Genomic DNA, 7517 nt, shown 5'->3' on the forward strand with positions numbered 1-7517 from the left:
CAGGCCTCGGAGCTCTGGCCGGCTCCGGGGCCGTTGTCACGTCAGGGGGAACGTAACGCCCAGTTGCGAGGTCCGCGGTCGAATCGGTGATTTCCGGTTCGACGCCTTTGTCAGGACACCGCGGGCGGCCCAGGGGCGCTCCGGATACGGTCGTCCGGTGAACGTCCCGAACACCGCACCCGAACTCTTCACGTGGGAGTTCGCGACCGACCCGTATCCGGCGTACGCCTGGCTGCGGGAGCACTCACCCGTCCACTGGACGAAGTTGCCCAGTGGCGTCGAGGCATGGCTCGTGACCCGCTACACGGACGCGCGACAGGCCCTGGCGGACGGCCGCCTGTCGAAGAACCCCGCACACCACGCCGAAGACGCCCATGGGAAGAGCCGTACCGGTATCCCGGGTGAGCGCAGCGCCAACCTCATGACGCATCTGCTCAACATCGACCCGCCGGACCACACCCGGCTGCGACGGCTCGTCTCCAAAGCGTTCACCCCGCGCCGCATCGCGCAGTTCGCGCCACGCGTACAGGAGTTGACCGACGGGCTCATCGACCGGTTCGCGGGCACGGGCGAGGCCGATCTGATCCATGACTTCGCGTTCCCGCTCCCGATCTACGCGATCTGCGACCTGCTCGGAGTTCCCGCCGAGGACCAGGACGACTTCCGCGACTGGGCGGGGATGATGATCCGGCACGGCGGAGGGCCGCGCGGCGGGGTCGCCCGGTCCGTGAAGAAGATGCGCGGCTACCTGGCCGAGCTGATCCACCGCAAGCGCGACGATCTCAGTGACGACCTGATCTCCGGCCTCATCCGCGCCTCGGACCACGGCGAGCACCTCACTGAGAACGAAGCCGCCGCCATGTGTTTCGTACTTCTGTTCGCTGGTTTCGAGACGACCATCAACCTCATCGGCAACGGCGTCCACACGCTCTTGCACAACCCGGAGCAGCGGGCCGTCCTGCAAGGTTCCATCGAGCGCGGCGAGCACGGGCTGCTCGATACCGGGATCGAGGAACTGCTCCGCTTCGACGGCCCGGTGGAACTCGCCACCTGGCGCTACGCGACGCAGCCGCTCTCCATCGGCGGCCGGCGCATCGCGGCCGGCGACCCCGTACTGGTGGTGCTGGCCGCGGCGGATCGTGATCCCGCCCGCTTCGCCGAGCCCGACACCCTGGACCTCTCCCGCCGTGACAACCAGCACCTGGGCTACGGCCACGGCATCCACTACTGCCTCGGCGCTCCCCTCGCGCGGCTGGAAGGCCGCACCGCCCTGGAAACGCTGATGCGGCGGCTGCCCGACCTCCGGCTCGCGGCCGACCCCGCCGAGCTGCGCTGGCGCGGCGGGCTCATCATGCGCGGTCTGCGGAGCCTTCCCGTGGAGTTCACGGCCCGCTGAGACGGGCGCACCCGCGAACCCGGGTCAGGATCCCACTCCCTCCACCGCCCGGATCCCCGCCCGGTACGCGCGGGCCGCCGCTCGCAGGGCGGCCTCCGGGTCCTCGCCCGCCGCTTCGGCGCGCAGGGCCAGGGTGAGGAGTTCGTGGCCGAGGCCGGCGCCGGTGGGCAGGGGCACGTCCAGGCCCGCCGTGCGGACGCGGGAGCCGAGTTTGGCGGCGAGGGCGAGGCCCGGCTGGCCGAGCGGGACGCCGTCGGTGACCGAGGCGCGGCGCTTGGCCTCGCCCTTGCGGCGCAGCCAGATCTCCCGCACCTCCTCGGGCGTGGCCGCGCTCTCGTCGCCGAAGACGTGCGGGTGGCGGTGGATGAGCTTGTCGACGATGCCGCCCGCGACGTCGTCGACCGAGAAGGGCTCGTCGCCGTCCTCCTGCGCGATGCGCGCGTGGAAGACGACCTGGAGCAGGACGTCGCCCAGCTCCTCGCGCAGCTCCGCGCGGTCGTGCGTCTCGATCGCCTCGACCAGCTCGTACGCCTCCTCGATGGCGTACGCCGCGAGGTCCTCGTGGGTGCGCCGGGAGGACCAGGGGCACTCGCGGCGGATGCGGTCCATGACCTGGACCAGGTCGAGGAGGCGGGCGCCGGGCAGGTCGTAGGAGCCGGGGAGGAGTTCCAGGGCGGGCAGCTGCTCGCGGCCGGAGCCGGCCAGGGCGGCCAGGCCGTCGGTGAGGCGCCGGTCGCCCTCGGCGGTGGTGAGGACGACGAGGGTGCGGCCGCCGTCGGCGCAGCGGTCGACGAGGTCGCGGGCGGCGAGCGGCGCGTGCGCGACGGTGACCTCGACGCCGGCCTCTTTCAGGTACGGCAGCTGCGGGTGCGCGGCGTCGGCGCACAGGACGGCGTCGGCGCCGCGCAGGACGTCCCAGGCCTGCCAGGACAGCAGTCCGGGGGCGACCCGGTGGCTGGTGGTGAGCAGGACGATGCGGCCCGCGTGGCCGGTGCCGCCGTCGGTGGGGTCGCTGGTGGTGCCGTGCACCTCTCGATCGTTCACCACCCGAACGTAACGCAGGGCACCGGCCGTCCCCGCTGCGGGCGGGGCGGCGGTCAGGCGCTCTGGGGTTCGGCGGGCTGCTGGGTGACCTGCTTGAGCCAGGGGGTCTTGGCCGCCACGAGGCGGCTCCTGGGGGTGACGTCCCAGGCGCCGTAGCGCGGGTTCAGGTCGACGTTCAGCTCCTTGGAGGCGGTGCCGAGGGCCTTCCAGAAGGTGGCCTGGCCGTCCGGGGTCTGCATGTCGGCGCCGAGTGCGGTGGCCAGCTTCTGCACCTCGATCTCGGTGCGCAGGCTCTCGGTGAGCCGCTTGGGCGCGACGCTGTACTGCGCCAGCCAGGCGGTCTCCAACTGCTTGGCGCCGCCCGCCTGTTGTTCCATGCCGGCGCGCATGTCCTGCATCTCTTTGCGGGTGACGGTGACGCCCGCGTCGGTGGCGGCGCGGTGCAGCACCCGGTCCAGGACCATGGTGTGCAGGGTGTTGCGGGTGAGGCTGCCGGTCTTGGCGATGGCCTCTTCGTACTGTGCGCTGTCCTTGGTGGCGGCCTGTTGCGCGTCCCGTACCTCGTTCACCCGGTTCTCCAGCTGGGAGACGGTGATGCGCTGCCCGCCGACCACGGCCGCGGCGCCGGGGTGCGCTCCGCTCCCGCAGGCGGTGAGGGCGGGGAGCGCGGCGATGGCGGTGGCGGACAGGACGAACGCGGTACGGCGACGGCTGCTGGTGCGGCGGTGCAAGGTGAGCCTCCCTGCGGCGAGTTTGTGCTTCGGTGCACAAAGTCCGTGATCGATGGTAGGAGGTGGCCGCTGGCTCGGCCACCTATTCGACAACGATTCGTCGGGAGACGAGGTACCGCTCCGGGCGCGGTTATGAGGTGGCCGCTGCCCGCACCGCCCGTGCCACGGCGGCCCGTTCGGCGCCGACGACGGTGATGTTGCCGCCGTCGCCCTCGGCCGGGGCGCCGCCCACGAGCAGGAAGCGCACCGTGCGGTGGGCGGGAGCGGCCAGCCGGGCCGCCGCGCGTTCGGCCCCGCCCGACGCCACGACGACCTCGCACGAGCGCTGGAGCTGGCCGTTGAGGAACGGGGTGGCGCTGCCCACCGTCTGTTCGCCGGTGACCGGGGTGTAGCTGACCCGGGCGTGGGTCGTGGCCGACGCGTCCTGCATCCCCTGCCAGACGGTGGCACCCCGGCTGCCCGCGGTGATGCCGGACCCGTCGGTGAGGAGGCAGGCGTCGGTCTCGGTGTAGTGGCGGGCGCGGGTGTCCGGTACCGGCGGCCGGTCGTCGCCGCCGCCGAACAGGGCGAAGGCGGTGACCACGGCGGCGACGAGGGCGCAGGCTCCGGCGGCCCAGGCCAGGTGACGGCGGCGCACCGCCCGCAGCGCCCGGACCACCGCCGCCCCGGCGGGCTTGTCCTGGGGGCGGTTGCTCCGGGCGCGCAGGGCCGCCTGGCGCTGCCGGGTCTTCGTGCTCATCGGATCTGTGCGCTCATCGTCATCGGTCGGACACCTGTAGCCGGTTCGGGGCGGATAGGAGGGTCGTACGGATGGAGGTCGTACGAGGTCGTACAAGTGGGGGTCGTACGGGTGGGGGCCGGTGTGCCGGCGCCGGCCTCAGCCGACGATCGCGACGGGCCCGTCCCAGGCGTCACGGTCCACGGTGATGGTGTAACCGCCGCGCGACTCCTTGCTGTTGACGATGTACTGGTGGCCCCGGCTGTGGCCGGTGTACAGGGACTTCGACCACGGCCAGTCGGAAGTGGTCGTGTTGACCTTGTCCCACTTGGCGTACCAGAGGTTGCCGGGCAGGTCAGTGCGGTCCTTGGCAGTGGCGATCGCGGCGGCGCTCGAACTGGAGAAGCCGTAGTAGCCGGCCCGGTACGTCTTGGCGTGCAGCGCCTTGTCGAAGGCGCGCACGTAGGAGAGGACGGCCGTGTTGCAGGAGCTGCTCGTGGTGTCGTACGGCTCCATGTCGAGGTAGACCGCGCTGCCCGCCTTCATGCCGAGGGCGGCGGCCTTGGCGACGGCGTCCTTGCCGTCGGCGGCGCCGAGCGTGGCGGCGTTGGACGTCGTCATCTTCTCGTTGCGGGTGCCGGTCTGGCACGGCGGCTGAGCGCCGACGTAGATCGGGATGAGCTTCCAGCCCTGCGCGGTGACCGTCCTGGTCCAGGTCGCGGTCAGGTTGGGCTGGGAGCAGCCCCGGTTCTTGCCGCCGACGTAGACGGCGGCGGCGCCGTAGAAGCCGGTGTGCCAGGCCTTCATCGCGCTCGCGGAGGGCGCGGTGCAGGCGTCGAAGGCGCGGCCGGTGAAGGTCTTCTGCGCGGGCCACGCGGTGGTGGCGGACGCGGAGGTCGCGGCGAACGCGCCGCCCGCCGCCACGACGACGCCGGCCGCGCCCCAGGCCACGTAACGGTTCCGCTTGGAGAGCCGGTGGCTGCCGGACGGCTTGCCGGGGGCCTTGCCCTCGGACGTGCCGGACGGCTTGAGCGCGCGCTTGGACATACGGTTCCCCACCCCTGGTTCTGCTGATGCTGGTGCCGCTCGGCGATCCGGGAACGCCCTGATGTGGCGGAGGTGATGTCCTGTCCGCGCAGGGGGCCCGAGTGAGCGCACCGAAAGGTATCCGAGGCACCCACCGCGAAAAGGAAACCCGGTCCCCGGATCCCGGCAAGCTTTGCCCAAGGGTGTGCAAAGGGAAGTCGGTTGCGCTGGGAGCGGGACCCCGGGCATCCCGTGCCGGCCGGGTCGCGCCGCGGCTCGGCGTAGGCGGTGGCGACGGGGATCTGCGCGACCCACGGGCACGGGTCGTACGGCGCGAGGGCCGCTGCCTCCCGGCAGGCGGGCACCGCCTCGGCGAGCACGCGGTGGAAGCCCTCGGCCTGCTCCCGCGTCGTGGCCGCGCCGGCCTGGGCCCCGCGCACCTGCCAGGCGAGGCTCACCAGCGCGTCGGCGTGGACGAGCGCGGCGCCGGGGTCGCCGGGGTGCGCGGCCCGCCAGGCCCGTGCCCAGCCGTCGTCGTCAACCGCGGCGTGGCTCAGGACGCCGACCCGGTACCAGCGCAGGTCCCAGTCCTGCCCGGCCTCGGCGAGGTAGGCGGCGGCGCGCGGCCAGTCCCCGGCGCGGGCCGCCGCGGCGACGGCCTCGCCCTCGTGGTCCGGTCCCGCGTGCTCGGTGTCCAGCCGGGCGGCGGGCACGAGGCCGTAGCGTTCGGGATCGATGACGATCCGCTGCGACGCGGCCTTGCGCTCGGCGCGCGCCGTGCGGGCGCGGCGGGCGTTGCGCGGGATGGAGTAGGCGGCGTAACCGAGGGCGCCGGTCCCGGCGATGGCGATCAGCGGGTTCATCGGCGGGTCCAGGTGTTCATCAGCGGGTCCAGGTGTTCATGAGCGGGTCCAGGTGCGCGAGTCGGTGCGGGTGAGCGTGCGCAGGGGGTAGGTGTCGGGCGGGTCCGCGCTCGCCCGGTCGAGGGCGCCGGCGAGGTCGGTGGCGAGGTCGGTGGCGAGGTCGGTGGCGAGCGCGGCCGGGGCGTCCTGGCGCACGGGCGGTCCCGCCCAGTCGAGGCGCCAGGCGAGGTGTCCGGCGCGGGCGAGGTGGAGAAGGGTGAGCGCGCGCAGCCCGGTGCGCAGCGAGGTACGGGCGTACTCGCGGGCGGCGCGGCCCGTTCGCGACGCCGCTTCCTCGGACCGGGGCAGCTGGGCGGCGATCTCGTCGAGGAATCCGTACTCGATCAGGAGGAGGAGCGTGGGCAGGTCCGGGCCGTACGCCGGGAGCGGGACGCCGCGCGACCAGGCGGTGCGGGCGGCGGCCTCAAGGAGCGGACCCGCTGCCGCCTGGCACCGCGACTCCTCTGTGCCGTGCGGGAGTTGCTCCCAGTCCTCGACGCGCCGCATCGCCAGCGCCGATCGGGTGAGGGTCGCCTGTTCCAGCGCGGCGAACACCTCCATCGGGGCACGCAGGAACTCCCAGGCCGGGCGGGCGGCCTCGCCGGTGTCCCAGGGCCGGTGCCCGTCGGCCGGCAGCCGGGTCAGGGCGGCGATGCGCTCGGCGGTGGGCGGGTGGCTGTCGTACGGGGTGCTCTCCTCGGCGGGCGGGTCCACGCACAGCGCGTCGAGTTCGGCGCGGCGGGCGGGGTGGGCGAGCATCCGGGCCAGGCCCGCGTAGAACTCGCCGACGGGCGGCAGCAGTTCCTGGTCCGCGCCCATCAGGGCGTAGCGGTCGAGGTAGACGCGCTGGGCGGCGTCGAGCGCGGGGAGGCGGCGCAGTGCGGCGACCGCGTTGTCACGCCCTGCCGTACGGGCGGCGGCGGCGTCGGCCGCGTACTCCTGGCGGCGGACGGCGGACTGGGTGGCGCGCAGCACGAGGCGGGCGTAGGCGGTGAAGACGCGGGCGAGGTGGGCGTCGGCGCCGGGCTTGCCGGGGTTCTTGCGCTCCTGCTCCGCGTGGTGGTGCAACGCGGTGACGGTGCGCAGGAGTTGCACACGGCCTGACCAGAGGGTCCCGGCCAGGCGCAGGTCGCCGCCCGCGTAGTGGCCCATCTCATGGGCGAAGCACGGAGGTCAGCTCGCCCTCGGTCATGGCGAGCAACAGCGGCACGCCGACCAGCAGTTCGCGCTAGCCCCGACGCAGCCCGAGCAGTCTGCGGCGCTCGCGGACCTGGGCGTTGACCTCGGCGGTGAGCCAGATCCGGGCCGGCGGCTCGGTGGCGGCCTGCGCGGCGAGAGCGCGCACCCGCCGCCACAGGTCGGGGTGGTCCGCCGGTTCGAGTCGTACACCGGGCACCTCGTCCCGCCGCCCCCGCTCGGCACGCACCGCCGGCCAGAACGACCGGCACAGCGCCCAGGCGAGGGCCACCGACCCGGCATAGACCCCGGCGGCGCCGAAGGTGTAGGCGTGCCCGCTGGTGGCGAAGGCGTAGTCGATCGCGGCGAGGGCGCCGAGTACCAGCAGGGCGAGCACGTAATGCCCGACGAGCACGACGCCGGCCAGCACGGCCATGTATATCGGCGAACGCCCGCCGCTGGGCTCCCCCACCACCACTCCCTCGCAGGACGGGACTAGCTCGTCCAAAAATTCCCACTCCCCA

Annotated in this window: 7 protein-coding genes; 1 reads left to right on the top strand and 6 read right to left on the bottom strand. The window is 73.5% G+C overall.

From position 1 onward, the window contains the following. Positions 1 to 157 precede the first annotated feature (157 nt). Positions 158 to 1396 carry a cytochrome P450 gene (locus tag ACIBW6_RS19745; protein ID WP_399061214.1) on the top strand — a complete coding sequence of 413 codons (1239 nt, stop codon included), beginning with the start codon at positions 158 to 160 and terminating at the stop codon, positions 1394 to 1396. Between the two features lie 24 nt (positions 1397 to 1420). Here ACIBW6_RS19745 and ACIBW6_RS19750 read toward each other — a convergent pair whose 3' ends face one another. The 6 genes from ACIBW6_RS19750 to ACIBW6_RS19775 form a co-directional block, all read right to left on the bottom strand. After that, the gene (locus tag ACIBW6_RS19750) at positions 1421 to 2425 is read right to left on the bottom strand and encodes a nucleoside triphosphate pyrophosphohydrolase (RefSeq protein ID WP_399061524.1); all 1005 of its coding nucleotides are present in this window, start codon (positions 2423 to 2425) and stop codon (positions 1421 to 1423) included. Between the two features lie 68 nt (positions 2426 to 2493). After that, positions 2494 to 3171 carry a SurA N-terminal domain-containing protein gene (locus tag ACIBW6_RS19755; RefSeq protein ID WP_399061216.1) on the bottom strand — a complete coding sequence of 226 codons (678 nt, stop codon included), beginning with the start codon at positions 3169 to 3171 and terminating at the stop codon, positions 2494 to 2496. Between the two features lie 130 nt (positions 3172 to 3301). Beyond that, positions 3302 to 3910: a hypothetical protein gene (locus tag ACIBW6_RS19760; RefSeq protein WP_399061218.1), complete on the bottom strand. Its 609-nt coding sequence runs from the start codon at positions 3908 to 3910 to the stop codon at positions 3302 to 3304. Between the two features lie 138 nt (positions 3911 to 4048). Continuing rightward, complete coding sequence (locus ACIBW6_RS19765) at positions 4049 to 4936, bottom strand: glycoside hydrolase domain-containing protein (RefSeq protein ID WP_399061220.1); 888 nt, start codon at positions 4934 to 4936, stop codon at positions 4049 to 4051. A gap of 878 nt (positions 4937 to 5814) precedes the next feature. After that, a complete protein-coding gene (locus ACIBW6_RS19770) occupies positions 5815 to 6969 on the bottom strand; it encodes a M48 family metalloprotease (protein WP_399061222.1) in 1155 nt (384 codons plus the stop codon). A gap of 76 nt (positions 6970 to 7045) precedes the next feature. Next, a complete protein-coding gene (locus ACIBW6_RS19775) occupies positions 7046 to 7465 on the bottom strand; it encodes a hypothetical protein (RefSeq protein WP_399061224.1) in 420 nt (139 codons plus the stop codon). Positions 7466 to 7517: the final 52 nt, after the last annotated feature.

It is taken from the genome of Streptomyces sp. NPDC049813, assembly GCF_044465085.1.
Taxonomy (GTDB): domain Bacteria; phylum Actinomycetota; class Actinomycetes; order Streptomycetales; family Streptomycetaceae; genus Streptomyces.

Coding starts and splice junctions, on each gene's coding strand:
- ACIBW6_RS19760 (WP_399061218.1), bottom strand. CDS start 3,910: ATGAGCACGAAGACCCGGCAGCGCCAGGCGGCCCTGCGCGCCCGGAGC.
- ACIBW6_RS19765 (WP_399061220.1), bottom strand. CDS start 4,936: ATGTCCAAGCGCGCGCTCAAGCCGTCCGGCACGTCCGAGGGCAAGGCC.
- ACIBW6_RS19770 (WP_399061222.1), bottom strand. CDS start 6,969: ATGGGCCACTACGCGGGCGGCGACCTGCGCCTGGCCGGGACCCTCTGG.